General features: G+C 50.2%; 6 protein-coding genes. 2 read left to right on the plus strand and 4 right to left on the minus strand.

All coding sequences use genetic code 11. The features are described 5' to 3' along the window. Positions 1-45: 45 nt before the first annotated feature. The 4 genes from MHM89_RS06800 to MHM89_RS06815 form a co-directional block, all read right to left on the minus strand. Entirely contained in the window at positions 46-2,661 is a 2,616-nt protein-coding gene (locus MHM89_RS06800) for a glycosyl hydrolase family 18 protein (protein WP_053909608.1), read from the minus strand. Positions 2,662-2,772: 111 nt separating this feature from the next. Further along, positions 2,773-4,425 (minus strand): lytic polysaccharide monooxygenase, encoded by a 1,653-nt coding sequence (locus MHM89_RS06805; protein WP_343224217.1) that lies wholly within the window; start codon positions 4,423-4,425, stop codon positions 2,773-2,775. Positions 4,426-4,453: 28 nt separating this feature from the next. After that, complete coding sequence (locus MHM89_RS06810; protein ID WP_239408442.1) at positions 4,454-7,627, minus strand: glycosyl hydrolase family 18 protein; 3,174 nt, start codon at positions 7,625-7,627, stop codon at positions 4,454-4,456. Positions 7,628-8,194: 567 nt separating this feature from the next. After that, positions 8,195-9,754, minus strand: a complete 1,560-nt coding sequence (locus MHM89_RS06815; RefSeq protein ID WP_239408443.1) for a PAS domain-containing methyl-accepting chemotaxis protein — start codon at positions 9,752-9,754, stop codon at positions 8,195-8,197. 573 nt (positions 9,755-10,327) lie between these two features. Between MHM89_RS06815 and MHM89_RS06820 the strand changes: the two genes are divergently transcribed. Both MHM89_RS06820 and MHM89_RS06825 read left to right on the plus strand, forming a co-directional pair. Beyond that, positions 10,328-12,946, plus strand: coding sequence for an endo alpha-1,4 polygalactosaminidase (locus MHM89_RS06820; protein ID WP_239408444.1), 2,619 nt, complete (start codon positions 10,328-10,330; stop codon positions 12,944-12,946). A gap of 2 nt (positions 12,947-12,948) precedes the next feature. Next, entirely contained in the window at positions 12,949-16,443 is a 3,495-nt protein-coding gene (locus tag MHM89_RS06825; RefSeq protein WP_239408445.1) for a tetratricopeptide repeat protein, read from the plus strand.

Raw genomic sequence — 16,443 nt, forward strand, 5'->3', positions numbered from 1 at the left:
AAGGGCAACTTTCGTTGCCCTTGGTCTCTCAAGTAGGAATCTTATTTATAGCTGGTTCCACACAGCAGCAACACCAGGCTCTTCACCTTTTGTCCACCACTTAGCTTCAAAACGTGCGCCGTTATAAGACACAACATCACCGGTGTTGTAGATAGACGAGGCACTCCAAACTAGGTCGCCGTTACCGTCTGTAGGTGCTGATACTGGCTCCCAAGGACCACCCAAGTCAGGTTGGTCGCCTTGAGTCCACCATTTAGCACGGTACTCAACACCGCCATAGATCACGGTATCACCACCGGTATACACAGCTTGTGCATCCCAGGTGTCACCCGGTGTGGTGGCGCCTGAATCGGTCACCGTAACGACAAAGCTCTGGCTGCTGCTGGCTTGACCATCACTGACTGTCACTGTGACGGTATAGCTAGTATCCGCATCCACAGGGTCCGCACTCAGTGTCGCACTGGCACCGCTGCCAGAAAGCGTCAACCCGGCTGGTACGTCCCAGCTGTAAGTCAAAGCGTCATTGTCAGCATCGCTGGCAACCACGTTAACGGCTAGGCTTGCGCCCTCTTCCATACTGGCATCAGCGATAGCATCAACCACAGGTGCAGTGTTGCTGCCGCTGCCATCCGCTACAACATTAACACTAACCACTTTACTGACCGTGTCTTTGCCATCAGAAACCGAAACAGTCGCACTGTACTGCGTGTCTTGGCTTACTTGCGGCGCATTGATCACTAAGGTCGCTGAGTTTGCACCGCTCACGCTTAGCGCGCTATCAGCCTGCCAGCTAAAGCTGAGCGGGTCATTATCACCGTCAGTGGCTGAGGCAGTAACTGACACTGAGCCACCACTTTGCACTGTGACACTGCTGTCTACACTGAGCACAGGGCGTTGGTTGGCCGGCGGTACATCACCTAAACCTTCATGCATAGCATTAAGAATATCGCCATTATCGGCATCAATTTCCCATGCGAACAAACCACCGAGGTTATGCTGTTGCACGTATTGACCTTTGGCCATGACTGTTTGCGGGGTGTCTAAAGTGATCAGCTTACCGCTGCTGCGGTTCCACACATAAGCCGCTTGTGCTTGCGCATCATAACCCGCTTCAAAACCGTTAATACCTTGGAAGTTCGCACCGAGCATATTAGCTTTTACGCCTTTATAATCAATGACTCCGTCTTCCCATACACCTTGTGCTGTGGTGCCTTTAAGCGGTCCATTACCAGATGCGGTCATCGGGTTGCCTGCGGTACTCGCGTTTTCAGGATACACGCCTTCCCAACCACGTCCGTACATAGCCACACCCGCCACTATTTTTTGCGATGGCACGTTTTGCGCTAGCAACAGCTGAATGGCGTTATCCATGGTGTAAGCCGGGCCTTTATAAGGCTGGCCGTTTTCATCAGTGCCGGAGCCGTCACATTGACCTGGGCGGAAGTGTTCACCACAATAAACGGCCGTTTGGTGTCCGGTCACATTACTCCAAGCCCCATAAAAGTCATAGGTCATGGCAAAGATGTAATCCATGTACTGCGCTGCGGTAGCATAGTCAACATCTTCAATCTTGTCGTAACCAGCACCGATGGCTGAAGTCAGCTCATACTGGCGGCCTGTTTCCGCTTCCAGCTCATCGAGCATGACGCGTAACTCGCGCATCAACGCAATGTAAGTAGCGCCATCGGTGGTTGGGTCGCCAAGGTTCGGGTTAGCACCATCACCCCCTGGGAATTCCCAATCAATATCAACCCCGTCATAGAACTTCCACGTTTTAAGGAACTCTTTCATCGATGCCACGAAGGTATCGCGGTTGGCTTTATCGGTGAAATAGTAGAACGGATCAGAGAGTGTCCATCCCCCCACTGAAGGCACGATTTTCAGATCTGGATAACGCTGCTTCAGCGCCATTAACTGTGCATAAGTACCACGAATAGGGTCATCTGCACTGACACCCGGTAGGGCTTTTTGCACTGCCGCCCACGGATCGTGAATAACCACCTCAAAGTCTTGTGAACCCTGACAAGCGGTATCAAGCGCACGCTTTGGCCCGCCAGTCAGTGAGTCATTCGGGCCACAAATCGGAATAAAGCCGTATAAAATGTGGCTAAGGTTTTGTGCTGGCATGTTAGTGACATCATAGTCACGACCATAAATGCCCCACTCTACAAAGTAGGCCCCTGTAACCATGCCTTGCTTTAAGCCATAGTCTTTGTTGTTAGGATCATAATCCATCGGTAACGGTGCTAGATGCGCGCCATCGGTATCGGCAATGACGATGGGCTTGCCATCACTGCGCGCACACACGGTGCCTTCACACAATTCAACATACAAGGTATGACGGCCAGCCTTGTCATACGGGAAAGTGATCACGCCACTTTTAGTGCCCGCTGGCAGCGCACCAGAGTTCACAACTTGGTCATCAAAATACACTTTATAGTTGTCACCGCCATCACCACTCCAGGCATTCCACTCGATGTTGATGTTGACTTGGTCTTGGCGACGCACCAAGGATTTATAGCCACCTGTGCCTTCTAAATCTACTTCAACAAAGGAGTACTCTTGTGGCTCCCAGTTTAAGCTCGGTGTCGAAGGCGCGGCAACGGCGACACCCGATGCCATGGCCAGCGTAATCGCTGCGGTTAATTGAGTTAATTTCATATCTTTCTCTTCTTGTTGTCTTATTAAAGGCTAAGCACGACGCATAGGTACTTGCCCGACTAGCGGCAATTTAGGCGCCTCCGTGTGTCCATCATCGCCATTGTTTACTGCTTAAAGTGCTTGCCAAACGGAGGCCTGACCCGGGGTATCCCCTTGAGTCCACCACTTGGCTTGGTATTGTTGCCCTTGATAGAGCACCCTCGCGCCACTTTCATAAGCGCGCTGACTATCCCATTGTGCGCTGCCAGCATCTTTACTCAGCGTTTGCCATGCCGAGGATTGATCGGGTTGTTCACCTTGATTCCACCACTTCGCCTCATAGTCGCTGGCGTTGTAGCTCACCTTGTCGCCCGCTACATAAGTAGCACTGGCCTGCCACGCAGGGTAACTTGGATCAGGGTTAGTGCTGGTATCGGTAACGGTGACGACAAAGCTTTGGCTGGTACTGAGCTCACCATCTGAGACAGTGACAGTAATGGTGTACGGGGTATCGATATCGACATTGGCAGCGGTGATCGTTAGGTTGGCACCCTCACTGCTCATAGTCAGTGGTGCTGGCACATCCCAGCTGTAGTTCAGGGTACTTTGCTCATCGTCAAAAGCATGCACATGAACGACACTGGATTGTCCTTCAGCCAAAGTAATGTCATCAGGCTTAACCACAGTGGGCGCACTATTGCCTGGTGCCTGTTGCACACTCAAGCTATAGCTGTAGTTGGCATTGGTGGTGTATACCTGATTTACCAGCGGGTCACCGCTTTGGTAGACCACTTGACCTTGCTGGTCTTGCAAACCAATTTGCATATATTGGCTGTAGTCGAGATTAAGCATAGCCGCGAGGTCTTGCTGCCAGCTTGCTTGGTTATCGGCGCTGACGGCAAACATTTGGTTAACTAGCTCTTGACCGCTCTCGTCAAATAGCCGCACCCAAATAGAATCACCCACCGCCGGTGTTTGACCTTGTTGCAAGTAGTAACCAATGCTTTGCCACTGGCTGGGATCACTAGGCCCGCCATCACGCACTATGGTGATGTCACTACAGTTGTAAAACCCCTCTCCAGCTGCGTCATCACGCTGCCAGCGTGTGTACAAGATGGCATCACCTTGGCGCTCAGCGGGAATAGCGACATTCATTTCATAGTAGCGATGACCCTCAGCGTCCTTGATAAAGTCGATATTGCCCACTTCTTGCACCAGCTCTAGATCGCTCCAAGCAAGTGTTTGCGTGGCGCCATCAAACCCGGGTTTGCTTAGGTAAAACTTCCAAAAGCTGGGGTTATGTGGAGTGGTCGCACGAAAGCGCACCTTAATCTCGCCATTAGCATTGGGGGTCACGTCACTGCGTTGCCAATGCGGTGAAGGTAAATTCATACCGCGCTTGTTGGTGTCTCCAGCGGCGCATAAGGTGCCATCGGGAACGCTGGCCTCAACCGCTGCTTGGTTGTAGTAATCAGCGGTGTTAACGGCAAATTCATGTTCTTGAATAAACTGAAAGTGCCCTGATTCCAAATAGGCTGCGCGACACGCCAAGTTAGGAATGTTGGAACCATCTTCTGGCCACCAATAACCGCCCTGAGCCTGACAAATAGCTTGGCGGGCCTTCGGGCTATCCATGTAACCATGAGCATAAGCTTGGCTGGCGCTGAGCGCAGCACCAACAGCTAGCGCTGACACAGCCAGTGATAATAATTTCGCTTGTGGTGTTCTCATATCAATGTCCTCGTTGACAAAAGAGACCCGAGGCAGCCCTTGCAGGGAGGGCATGGGGCCGCCTCAAGTCTAAGATGGCGAGTTACAGGCTACAGACCTGATCCCAATCGGCGCTGCTACCCGGCTCAGCAGATGTCCACCACTTCGCCTTATAGACAGCATTACCGTTGACCATTAAGTCGCCACCCGCAGCATGGCTAGGGTTGCCGGCGTAGTCACTTTGTGGCCAGTTAGGATAAACGGGGATATCGGCAATCGCGGTGCCTTCACACGTACCATCGCCGCTGCCATTGCCACCGCCAGTGTCGCCGCCGCCTGTTCCAGGCTGGGCATCAGGAAGGTGCGGGTATTGCGATTTAAAGGCATAGGTTTTGCCATTTTTCTCGATGGTAAAGTTTGCAGGACCGGTAATAGGCATGTAATACATTACCTGCGCATTCACCGTGTCACCTGGAGCAAAGGCTTTCTCTTGTCCGCCCCATTCGTTGGTCAACGTGATTGAGAAACGGTGGAACTCATTCTCAAAACCACCGATATTGTTACCTGCTGCATTCGAGCCATTGACGTCGACCGCCATGCCCAATTTCTCTTGTGCGTTCCAGTTAGACTTGAAAATGGCGGAGGTCGCCACTGGCACATCGAAAGAAATCTTGGCACCACTTAAATCAATGTTTGAGTTGTTAGTGAAAGCAAAGGTTGGAGCAATCGGGTAGTTGTCATCACCGACTGGAAAGTCCTTGGCTTCAAAGCTCACATCAACCGCTTCTGTTGGCACTACAAAATTAGTATTGCCTTGGTCAATGCTGTACGGCACGCCGCTTTGATTAAACTGATTATAAGCAAGGGTAGTGAGCGTTGAGCCCATGAAGTACTCGCCCTTGGCCTGGTCATAATCATAGTCACCCGCCAATTCCCAGAACATAATGCCACCAATGCCTTGGTCGATAACGTATTGCACTTTAGTGGCCATTGATTCCTCGTCTTCCATAGACAAGAACACATTTTTATCGGCATTCCATAACCATGGCGCAACGGCCACGTTGTCATAATGACGCGTGTAGGTGCCAATCAGCTGATCATCTGGATCGGTTTGTGGCGTTAGGCCATAGGTTGCGCCATAGCTTGGGTAAATGCCGTTTTCTAAGTTCTTGGCATGCCAAAGAGGGTTAGAGCCTGCTGGCATTTCTTCGCCATTGGCATCTTTATCGTGCCAAAGGTTATCAATGCCAATGGCACCGTTACCGCATTTGTTTTGCTCGCCAACGCCCGTGCCTGCTGGACACTCGCTTTGGTTCGGCAGCGCCGCCTGGCCCCACAATCCATTGGTGCCACCTTGTACGTCTTTAAAACCACGGGTGTAATAAGGAATACCAATATTGATACGCCCGGCCGCTAGCGCGCCACGGAAATAGCGTACCGCCCAATCGGTGTTCAAATAGCCAATGCCTTCGAACTCCTTGGTGCTGTATACATTCCATTGTGCCAACTCCGAGTCTTCACCGGTGTCGTACAATGCCGCATTGTGCCCGACATGAGAGTTCCACGCGCCGTGCAAGTCGTAAGACATGATGTTGACGTAGTCTAAGTATTTAGTGACCTGGAAGGTCTCCATACCCCGCAGTAGGTAGCCCGATGACGGTGAAGCAATCGTGAGCATATAGTGCTGACCATCTTGTTCACCCGCTTTATCAAGCTCTTCACGTAACACCTTCATCAATTCTTTGTAAGATGCATTGAGACTAGCGCGCAAAGGGTTGGAGATAGCAAAGTCATCTGGGTGACCAGAGTCCTTCATTGACGATGGGTATTCGTAGTCAATATCCACACCATCGAAATCGTAGGTACGAATAAATTCAACCGCACTTTGTGCGAACGCGGCAATACCTGCGTGATTAATTGAGCCATCAGCATTGGTGGTCATAGTGTAGAAGCCACCGCTGTTGACGCGGTTGCCATTTTCGTCAAAATAACCGCCAGTTTCAGCCCAGCCACCAACAGAGATCAGCGTCTTCACGTCTGGGTATTGTTTCTTGTACTTATTAAGTAGGTTGAAGTGACCTTTGTACGGCAGGCTTGGGTCCATTTCAGCGCCCGGTTCACCTGGCCATTCCATGTTGGTTGCTGGATTGCCTGGGGCACTGGGATTGCCGATGGACAACTTATTGTTGGCATCAACGTGTGCGAAGGCATAGTTAATATGGGTAATTTTATCCCATGGAATATCGTCAACTAAATAACTAGGTTGCTCATTGGCGCCGTTACGCCAACTGGTAAAGTAACCAATGATACGACGTGGGTGATCTGGGCCCATGAGCTCACGGCCGTCTTGATCATAAATAGTACAATACGGCGTGTTCACTCCCGGCGTTTGGTATAAACCTGCTGGGCGACAAGCGTCAACGCCAGTTCCTGGCTCAGACACATCTACCACATTGATCACTTGAGTGGCCGTCCCCGTGGCCCCTTGATCGTCAGTCACATTGAGTACGAATTCAAATTGCCCCGTTGCTGGAGCCTGCCAAGTGTAAGCTTCACTGGCGTTTGCTGAACTCAGCACTTGGGTGCCATTCTCACTGAATGTCAGCGCGGTGACTTGGCCATCGCTGTCCGTGCCGCTGAGGGTAAAGTTCAAGCTATCTCCCACCATCACTTGCGTGGGCAGATTAGCAATTTGAATGCTTGCGCTTGGCGCTTCATTCACGGGGGTGCCGCCGCTTACGCTAACAGCATTAGCAAGAGCTGTAGATAGCGCGCCCTGATCGTCTGTAGCCACAGCGCTTATGGTCGCGTCGCCGGCTACAGCTTGCCACGTAGTGCTAAATGGCGCGGTGGCATCAATCGCGATAGATTGATTATTAACGAAGAATTCTACCTGGCTAACTTGACCATCACTATCACTGGCTGACGCCTCGATGATAACGCTGTCATTTTCAGCAAATTGACTGCCTGCAGCGGGGCTCAACGAGGTGACCTCTGGCGCCTGGTTGACAGCGCTGTCACAAGCACCCAAAAGAGTCCAGTCTTGCCATTGTCCAGAATTCTCCACAGGATTCGTTTGCGTCCACCAGTTCGCCTCATAGGCACTGTTTTGGGCCTGGACTTGGGTTCCGCCAACGTAAGCGTCACCACTTTGCCATTGGGCTAAATTGCTGCAATCAACAGCAAAAGCACTGGTGCTGCTCATACCTAAGCTGGCAAAACACATCGCCAGGGCGCTGCGTTTAAAGCCGCTTTCGCGCATACTTTGTTTACTCATTTTGTTCTCCACGACGTAAGGTTTGTTGCGTTATTTTTATAACAATATATTTACAATGCTTTTAAAACTTATCACACCTATCCGGCTCTTCAAGCAATAGTCGACCACTTTTTAGACGTTTTAGTTCTAGAAGAACCGTTTGTTTATTCGAATAAATTGCTAAAAACGGGGGTAAGCATGCCACTTTATTCATTCAGTTTTTTGTAAGTTTGTACCTCAAAGCCGCGTGGAGTCTAGCAATCACAAAATGAACAAAAGATTAACCTTTGGTAAACAATTAGAGTTATATTGGGTACATATTTATTTCGTCTAGTTTATAACCAAAACAGTTTTTTAATAGCTTTGATGATAGAAAATGCAAAGAGTTATGCAATTTTGAAATATGACATTAACGTCAACGTTAATGCTTCTGCACACGTTGGTGGTTTTTACTTGCCGTTCACAAGCACTGGGCAAAGGGTTGACGGGGGAGTTAAGTGAAGCGTGAGCTAACAGATTCACCGCCATAAGCGTTACTCAGGCGGTGATAGGCCTAGTCAGCACGCTAGCGCGCTGACAGTTTAGGTATTAATCATGTGAGCGAGAGAAACGCACCACCAGCTCACAGAGTTCATCTGATACAGTTGTTAAGCGAGTAATAGCTTGTTGCGCTTGATCCGAGCTTTGCTGACTATCATCAGCCAGGCCGGCAATACTGACCACTTGCTGGTTAATATCCTCAGCCACATGAGCCTGCTCTTCAACAGCCGCTGCCATTTGATTCGCCATGTCGTTAATGTTGGCCACCGCCTGAGCAATACCACTGAGTTTTTCGGTGCTTAGTTGCACTTCATCAAGGCCTTGTTGCGACTCTTTACGCCCTTGCTCAGCAATAGTGACCGCCTGCTCACTGCGGCTATTGAGCTCGCTAATGATCCCCTGGATCTCCCCGGTCGATTTCTGTGTGCGTTGTGCAAGTTGCCTTACCTCATCAGCTACCACCGCAAAGCCTCGGCCTTGCTCACCAGCACGTGCCGCTTCAATCGCCGCATTGAGTGCCAATAGATTAGTTTGCTCAGCAATTTGTTCAATCATTTGCGCCGCTTGCGCAATCAAGGCTGACTGCTCTGAGACCCCCTGTACCGAGTCACCTATTTGCTGCACCGTGTGCCCCAAGGTTTCAATAGATTGACGAGTTTTATCTGCCACTGCGGCACCTTCTGAGGCTAAATCATTGGCCTCGCTGGCTTGCTCAGAGGTCAGCTGTACATTTTGTGATACTTCGCCAATGGTGGCCGTCATTTCGTTCATTGCCGTGGCGACTTGCTCGGTTTGCTGATGCTGAGCGTCTATTTTCTCCCTCGCATCGACCGACATTGAATAGCTGCTGCTGGCATCTGCAGCAACACGGTTCGCGGCATTGTCGATACGCGTTAAGATGGTATTTAAATGCGCCCTGTCTGATTTCACCGCTACGCTTAAACGCCCCAAAGGGCCACCATGATCGCAGTAGCTTTGCACCGCAAGTGGGTCGCAGAAGCGATCGCCTATGAGTGTGTCTAAGCGTTTTTTCAAACGCACCCGGGAAAAGGTATTAAATCCGGCAAACACTAATACACTCACTAAGGCCACCGCCTCGGCGGCGACAGTGTTGCCACTTAGGAAGATAATAAAAGCGACTGCGAGGGCAAGGCCCAAGGCATAAAATTCAGTATTGTTAGGCAGCGTGAACGTGCTTTTATTGCCTCTGATGCGCGCGTAAAGTGCCTCTGCGCGGGCAACATCCTCACGTCGTGGGCTGGTGCGTACCGATTCATACCCTACCACTTTACCTTGTTCGGTAATGGGCGAAACATGGGCATCAACCCAGTAGTAGTCACCATTCTTACAGCGGTTTTTTACTAGCCCCATCCATGCTTTACCTTGCTTTAGGTAACTCCACATTGTTTTAAACGCCGCAGGTGGCATATCGGGATGGCGGACAATATTGTGAGGTTGGCCAACCAATTCGTCGCGGCTAAAGCCACTGATATCGACAAACGCTTGGTTACAATCAAGGATAGTGCCGTTTAAATCAGTGACGGAAATGAGCTTTTGCTCGGGAGGAAAACGCTTTTCACTAGCGGTGATGGGTTGGTTATTTCTCATTAATGATTCCCTGTTACGACGCTCGTGCCATGCTGCACGTATAAAACTCTATATTAACAAAAACTTATACTTCATAGATAGCATTTGCTTGGCAAAAAACTAGCAGCTGCGATACTAAACAGTGATGGTGTTGTAAGCTGCTGTAATTTATTACTTAGTTCAGTCTAGTTAAGCTCTGCGCGAAATAGCAAAGAATTCGCTGGGTACAGAGCCGTTGTCGGTCAGTTTTGCATAAACAATACATCTTATCGGTAAGTTGTTTACCTTTGTTCACCCTAGGTAAATTATTGCGTAGACGCATTACCCAGGAATGTGACATAATAGCGACAAACTCACCCTAAAGAATTAGTTTCAACAGCAGCAGTTTGTAGCAACCTATTAAAGGGCTTACCCAGCCGCACATCGTCACTTGGTTTAAGTTAATTGGCAGTATTACTATTGACTAAATGTAAATTTGTTTTCACTGTGGTTGTTGCTCTGGTTGTCTCGGGTTTAATAGCGCAGCCTACAAGAGCAGTTGCACCCACCCACTTCGAACAGTCAATCGCTTTTTATTACGGCGAAGTTGACTCCGTGCGCGAGCTTATAAGCTATCAGCGGGTTGTGGTGTCACCGGAGCAGCTGTCAAAACGCCAGTTACAGCAATTAAAAAATGCCAATACGCAAGTGTATGCATATCTCAGTGTGGGGGAATACCTAGGCGCAGATCCCCGGCTTTTAGACGCCGCAAGCATGGGCCGTAACAGCGCCTGGCAAGCCGAAATTATGGATGCGGCATCGCTTGTGTGGCGTCAACATCTGCAACAGCAAACTGAGCGCTATCAGCGCCAGGGATTCAGCGGTGTTTTTCTCGATACCTTAGATAGTTATCAACTTGCACTACCTCGCGAGCAACATGCCTCGCAACAACAAGCGCTTGTCTCGCTCATCGATAATATCGCCACATCACTGCCAGTGATGCTCAATCGCGGCTTTGAATTGGTCGACAAGCTGGCCCAGTCGCCGCAAGCGGTGGTCGCCGAATCACTGATGTACGGCTTCGATATAACCAAGAATGACTATACTCGCCAAAGCGATAGCGATATCCAGTGGCTTCGCACCAAGCTTGAGCACATTGAGGGCTTGGGCATTGAGGCCATTGTGATTGACTACCTGCCAGCGGGTGTAGAAGCCAGAGTCGCGGCAGCAAAAGAAATCGCTGCTTTAGGCTTCACCCCCTATGTCAGCGACGGCTTATTGCAGCAGTTTGGGGTCTCTTTGCACTACCCTGTTCGTCGGCGAGTACTGGGGGTCTATGACTCGAGCGTAGTGCTTAAAAAGCAATCTGCGTGTCATAAATATTTAGCCACCTTAATCGAGTATCAAGGCTATGTTCCCCAATGCGTTGATATTCGTGATGGTCGCCTTACACAACTTGACTTGAATCGGTTCGCCGGCGTCGCGTTTTGGCTCCCCCAAGCCAGTTATCAGCATTTAGATGCACAACAGCTGCTACTGCGCAGTATTTCTCAGCGGCCAACAGTCATTATCGGTGAGCTTCCCGATGATGAAGCCTTGCTAGCGCGTTTAGGGATACGTGAAAACGGCAGTTACATCGGCGCGCTTGAAAGTAGCGGAGCCAAGCTCACCTACCCTATGCCCCATGCTGCGCCCAAACAATTTCCTCGATATCAGTTAATGGACTCGCGCACACCGGCGTTAGTGAGCATTAATGATAGCCAAGGCAATACGGGCGTGGGCGTAGCGCGTATGCCCTGGGGTGGGCTGTTTCTTGAACCTCTGACGGTCCAAGAGTTAATAGGCGATCGCAACCGTTGGCCACTAGAGCCATTTGCGCACCTAATGCCACTGTTTTCTCTTGCTGCTATTCCGGTGCCCGATGTCACCACAGAATCCGGGCTGCGCATCGTTACCGCGCACATCGATGGCGATGGTTTCCCCTCAGTCGCTTGGCTTCCTGGGCGCCCCTATGCTGGCGCATCAATACTCAATAATGTGCTGAAAAAATCGCCCCTCCCCCATACGGTTTCAGTGGTTGAAGCGGAAGTTGCTCCTCATGGCTTATACCCTGACATTGCCAATGAACTAGAGGAAATAGCGCGGCAAACCTTCGCGCTTGATAACGTTGAAATTGCTTCGCACACCTTTAGCCACCCTTTCTTTTGGGACGACCGTATTGATGCGAAAGAAAAGCTCTACGGCGATTCCTTACCGGTCCCTAATTACACCCTTGATTATGACCGTGAAGTGTTTGGCAGTGTGCGTTATATCAACGAGCATCTAGCCCCTAAGCATAAGCAAGTAGAGGTGTTCTTGTGGTCTGGCATGGCCGACCCAACCGCTGATGTCATTGCTAAAACCAGGCAACTCGATTTATACAACGTCAATGGCGGCAACACCTATGTACTCAACGACAACTACTCTATTGCCCAAGTATATCCACACCTAAACTGGTATAAAGACGGCATTCAAGTCTACGCTGCGGTGATGAACGAAAATCTCTACACAGAGCTGTGGACTGAAAACTACCGAGGCTTTGCCCGTGCCAGCGAAACCTTTGAATTACTCGGTGCGCCACGACGCTTAAAGCCTGTGAGCATTTATTACCATATGTATTCCGGGGTTTATCCTGCTTCTTTAGGCGCATTAGATCACCTCTATGATTGGGTAGAGAAGCACGAATTAACACCACTGTACTTAAGCGAATACGCCCACCGTGCGCGCACGCTTTATGAAACTGGGGTAGCTCGCGCCATTGATGATGATAACTGGCATATTACCAGTACCGGCGTGAAATCGTTGCGTATCGCTAGCAATCGACTGCCAGATGGTGACAGTAAAGGCATCGCAGGGGTCACCCCAGGCCCGGATGGCAACTACATCACCTTAGTACAGCCACGCTCAACTTTATCGCTTAGCCAAGGCGATGCGGCGGCGTTTTCTAACCGTGCCTATTTAGCTAAAGCCAACGCGGTGATTGAACACTGGCAGTGGCAAGGAGCGAGGTTACGCTTTACGGTGCTGGCTCATCGTGATTTGCAACTAACGTTAGATAATGTCGCTTCATGCCAAGTAAACAAGCTCAGCGACCCCGCGCTTACGCTTGATAAAGCAGCTAATCAATGGACAATTCGCAGCTCTAAGCGTGGACGCTACCATGTTGAGCTCCATTGCCCGGGGCAGGGTCAATAACGATGAACCCGCCAGCGCGTATTCACACCAAGGGCGACCCTCGCGGCGACAAGCGTATCGTGTTGATGAGTCGTCGTGCGCTGATCACCCTTGCAACGGTAACGTTGGCGCTGTTGTGGATACTGCAACCCAATCGCGCTCTGCTGATTGATATGCTTGAAGACGCGCAAGACCCCACAGTGGCCATCGCCTTCTTGAACGTGCTTAAAAGCAACCAAGTACCAAGTTTAAAACTGGATTTAACCCTCGCAAAGCAACACTTCAAGCTCGATCAATATCATCAAAGCTTGGCCCAGCTAACACCGCTGACTAAATTTGCCGACTCCGCTATACTTGCGCAAGCGCAAACGCTCTACGCCGATAGCCTACTGCGACTGATACAGCGCCAAGACCCAACGGCGCGCAGACAATTAATCGATTATTTAAACGCCCTAGTGCCAGAGCTTAACTCATCACAACGCCAACACTTTGCCAGCTATGCCTTGCAAATAGGCGAGCCTCGCCTTGCTTATCAGCTGCTAAGTCAACAACAAGGTGAACATCAGGCTTTATTGTCTTTAGCGTTGCAGGCGGGGCTTAAAGAGCGGGCTATTTTTCACAGCCAAGCCTTGTACGAGCAACAACCCTCCGATGCGCACTTTGAGCAGTTACTTGGGTTATATAGCGCCCAACAACACTGGCAACAAGGTGAGGCGCTTATTCGCCGCCATCAGCATCAGTGTGACAACACCTGTTTGCAGTTGAGTATTAATTTTTTACGGGCCGCCAACAAGCCAACGTTAGCAGCCCAATTAAGTGCGAGTAAGGCCCAACAAAGTACTGATCCCGCTGATTGGCGCCAAGCCAGTGAACGCTTTGCTGAGGTGGGTGATATTGAACAAGCCGCAGTGTGGCTTGCTAAAGTTTTGAGTGTTGCACCTACTTTAGCCGATAAGCGCCAACTTCATGATTACTATCTTTGGCTGGGCGATACCGCCAGTGCGCTGGTACTTGCAAAGCAAATTATTGCCACGCAACCTGACAAAGCACTTCTGTGGCAAGGCGTCAGTGAAGCTTTAGCAGAGAGTGACCTATTTGCTTTGAGCGACTTTTACTATCAGCTAGCACTCAAAGACGAGCTCGATGATAGCACCCTTAAACAATGGGTCGACTTCAGTGACAAAGCCTTAGGCGCACAAACGACTCTCACGCATTTGCAAACGCTGCATCAGCGCTTTCCAACTCGAGAGTTTTATTGGTTCCAACTCGCGCGTTTTTATAATTTTGTCGGCGCACCAAAGCAAGCCACGGCCTTGTGGGCAACGTTGCCGCTTGAGCCGACATACGACTACATCAACTTGAATTACTTTGCGCAAAGCTTTGTCGCGATTGGCGAGGTAGATAAGGCGCTGATGCTACTTTATCGATACAGCGATGAAGAAGCCCTAGATGTAGAGCAGCTTACCAACTTACAAGAGCTGGCGACCTATATTGCAAACAGGCCATTGCAACAGCGTTTTCAGCGTGCTCGTGTGCATCGAGGCGATACCAGTTTGGACCCCTACTTACTGATTGCCACCCACAATAAGCTAGACCAACAAAGCTTGGATACCTTGTGGCTTTATTATGCGCAAACAAAAAGCATTGTGGTGCTCAATCATCTCCTAGAATATGGCCTCAGCGAGCAAAATACAGCACTGATAAAACGTGCCAGCGACGCCTTAACAGCCGATCACAGTGGCGACAAACGCTTATCCGTGCAGCTATTGCGTGTGCGTTTAGCCATGTATAAAAAACACCATACTCGCGCCAAAGAGCTGCTAAGTACATTACTCACCCAGTACCCGCGTAACCCGAACGTGCAACAAAGTGCATTGTGGCTGGCGATAGACAGTCAAGACACCCCATGGCTGCGTGAGCTGTACTGGTATTTAGCACCACACAACCAGCAGACTGCGTCTATGTATCAGGCTTTAGCTTATGCGGCGCAACAACTGGGCGAATATACTCATGCTGATAGCTGGTATCGCAAGTTAGATAACGCCGAGTTAAGCACCGCCGCTGATAAATTAGCCTGGGCTTCGCTGTTGCAAAATCAAGGTGCTTTAGCGCAGGCTCACCGCTTGCGCGTGCAAGTGCTCACACAATTAAGTGCTGAGCTTCGCGCCCTCCAGGACGGCGAAATCAGCTACGTATCATTGCTACGCACCTTAGTATCGCCCGCCTATGCCAGCGCACAGCTCAATTGGCATCTGCACCAAGGCAACGGTGGCGCTGATATCAATGCCTTGTTTAGCGACCCAACGCTTGGAGCCTTACAAAAGATAGCCTTGTTACAAGCCCATCAAGTCATCGCTTCCGAGCAGTTCAATGACAGCATTTTATTGTCTTTAGCGCTGGCACAGCACAACCACTCGCAAGCGCGTACTTTGGCTTACCAATCAACAACACTGACCGCCACTGAGCGGGCCACAGCACTCTCGCAATTAGGTGATAATTTTGCCGCATGGCAACTGGGCCAACAAGCCCTTAATGGTGGTGTCGCCAAACAAGATTTAGCACCATTGCAACGCTTTTTAGCAGCCCAACACGACCGCCATGCTCATGGTGTGCGTTTTGAACATAGCCTGCTTGATACGTGGCAGCTAAGCACAGAGCAGCTTAGCTATTATCGTCCTTTAGGCGATGGTCATATGGCGCTCTCTTATCAATATGATAGTGGCGACCCCACCTCATCCCTAATCGATCATTACCAAGACCAGAGTGTGAATCTAGATTGGCGGATACGCGCTCGACCGCGTTGGCAAGACCTGCACTTTGGTATAGCCATCAGCGAGCGCGATACCAACACGGTATTTGGTCAGCACGCAAGCGCAACGTGGCAATCAGATAGACGTCTAAGCCACACCTTGAGTGTGCGTCACAGCATGCCCTCGCAGCAAAGTGAAAACCTCTACATGTTCGGCAATGAGGATAGGCTCGCCTACCAACTGAGTTGGCAGCCAACGCGCTACGAGCAAGTAAATATAAATATTTCGCGGGCGCTATTTCATTCCGATTTTGGTGAGCCTATCGGTCAACAATGGCAAAGCAGCGTGCGTCTGAGTGAGCAATTCAACTTTACTCCAAGTTGGCAGGTGTATGCGCAATATGACCACCAGGAGAATACCTTGGACGAGCGGCCATTACAGCGATTAACAGCACACTTGCAGCGCCCAGAGCCAGTTAGAGCTGTGGATTTTCTAACCCCTAAATACCGACGTTTAGCGTTGGGCCAATCGTTGCTGCGTGGTGAAGTCTCACAGCCTGGACGAAACACCCCAGGTATGCGCTATTGGCTTGATACGGCCGTGGGTTATAACTTTATTGAGCAACGCGTCGATTATTCGGCTAACGTAGGGCTGGGTGTGCAAGCATTTGGCAATGATGAATTTTTCATAAAGGGTGTGTGGCAAAGTGCCGACCAAAATGGCCGTGAGAGCTTAACACTCAACGTGGGATACTTTATCGACTTTTGA

The sequence above is a fragment of the Pseudoalteromonas sp. CNC9-20 genome, assembly GCF_022347875.1.
Lineage (GTDB): Bacteria > Pseudomonadota > Gammaproteobacteria > Enterobacterales > Alteromonadaceae > Pseudoalteromonas > Pseudoalteromonas ruthenica.

Excerpts from the sequence above, each read along its gene's own strand:
- MHM89_RS06800 (WP_053909608.1), bottom strand. The coding sequence starts at position 2,661 with ATGAAATTAACTCAATTAACCGCAGCGATTACGCTGGCCATGGCATCG.
- MHM89_RS06825 (WP_239408445.1), top strand. The coding sequence starts at position 12,949 with ATGAACCCGCCAGCGCGTATTCACACCAAGGGCGACCCTCGCGGCGAC.
- MHM89_RS06810 (WP_239408442.1), bottom strand. The coding sequence starts at position 7,627 with ATGAGTAAACAAAGTATGCGCGAAAGCGGCTTTAAACGCAGCGCCCTG.
- MHM89_RS06805 (WP_343224217.1), bottom strand. The coding sequence starts at position 4,425 with ATGCCCTCCCTGCAAGGGCTGCCTCGGGTCTCTTTTGTCAACGAGGAC.
- MHM89_RS06815 (WP_239408443.1), bottom strand. The coding sequence starts at position 9,754 with ATGAGAAATAACCAACCCATCACCGCTAGTGAAAAGCGTTTTCCTCCC.